The sequence below is a fragment of the Streptomyces lancefieldiae genome (assembly GCF_031845825.1).
GTDB classification, from domain to species: domain Bacteria; phylum Actinomycetota; class Actinomycetes; order Streptomycetales; family Streptomycetaceae; genus Streptomyces; species Streptomyces lancefieldiae.
The window spans coordinates 1-1,111 of sequence record NZ_JAVRFH010000231.1; the positions used below are offsets into that span (position 1 = coordinate 1).

Sequence of the window (1,111 nt, forward strand, 5' to 3'; positions counted from 1 at the left end):
GCCGCTCCAGCAGGGCACGGGCTCTTGCTGCCGACTCCTTCGTCCGGTTCGGCTTCTTGCTCTTGGGGGCCCCGGGCCTCTTCGCGGCTGGCGCTGGCTTGTAGTGCAATTGCCTGCGCAAGGCCGCCTGGGCCGGGGATTGATCGGCGTAGTCGTGCCCGCGCAGATAGGCACGGGCCGCGGCCAGGATGCGGTGCTCCTCGGAGCTGGCACCCCGCCGGGTTAGGGACGCGGCCTGCTGAATCCCCGAACGCACATCCCACGCCCGCCGCTCACGGACCGCGGCCTCCAGGACCTTGAAGATGCGGCGTTGGTACTCCTCGTGGGTGGCCAGCCACGCCTTCGCCTCCTCCAAGGCCCTTTCGGCCTCGGCCGGGGCCGTGGAGGACAGGCCGTCCAGGAAAGAGCTGCTGCCGTTGCAGAGCCGACGCACGTGGACCACCGTCCCCGTCCGCTGCGCCGCCTCCAGGCCGCGGACGAACGTGACCACGCTCTCCGGCAGGGCGCTCCGGCCGGCAGACGGCCCCGGTGCGGCGGGCCGGCTCCTGGCGGTGGAACGGTCCCGCAGGTTGCGGGAGGCCGCTGGGGTGAGCAGGCCCTGGTCCGTCCACGTGCACTCGCTGAACGGAACCCCCTCGGTGGGGCGGGCCAGGCTCTGGGTTCCGATCCACACGCGGCGATTCGCCCCGTCGCTGTCGCACCTGACGCGGTAGACGTACGGGCAGCCCGCGAGCACGTCCGGATCCGGCACGACGCCGGCGCCGAGGATCACGGCGCCCTGACGCTCCCAGTCCGGCCGCACGGCGGCGTCCATGTGGATGCGCATGGACAGGCCGTCCTCCAGATCGACGTCGACGAGGGAGCCGATCGGCGGCGGAAATGCGAACCGGGCGGCCCGGCCGAACTCGAGCAGCGAGCGCGACATCGCCGACTTCACGTACAGATGATCCGCACTGGACTCGCCGACGGAAGGCCGCCGGCAGGTGTTCGAGGCGCCGTTCGGCAGCGGATTGTGCTGGAAGTGACACTGGCGATCGACGTAGAGCTTGTTGGCGAGCTGGCCCCCGCAGCCGCCCAGAAGCAGCCCGCACCAGAATGTGTCCTGCTGATG

General features: G+C 71.2%; 1 protein-coding gene. It reads right to left on the reverse strand.

Translation table 11 applies throughout. The annotated features are described in order from the left end of the window. A partial coding sequence (locus RM812_RS41815; RefSeq protein ID WP_311586202.1) for a hypothetical protein occupies positions 1-937 on the reverse strand: 937 nt, incomplete at its 3' end. Positions 938-1,111 lie beyond the last annotated feature (174 nt).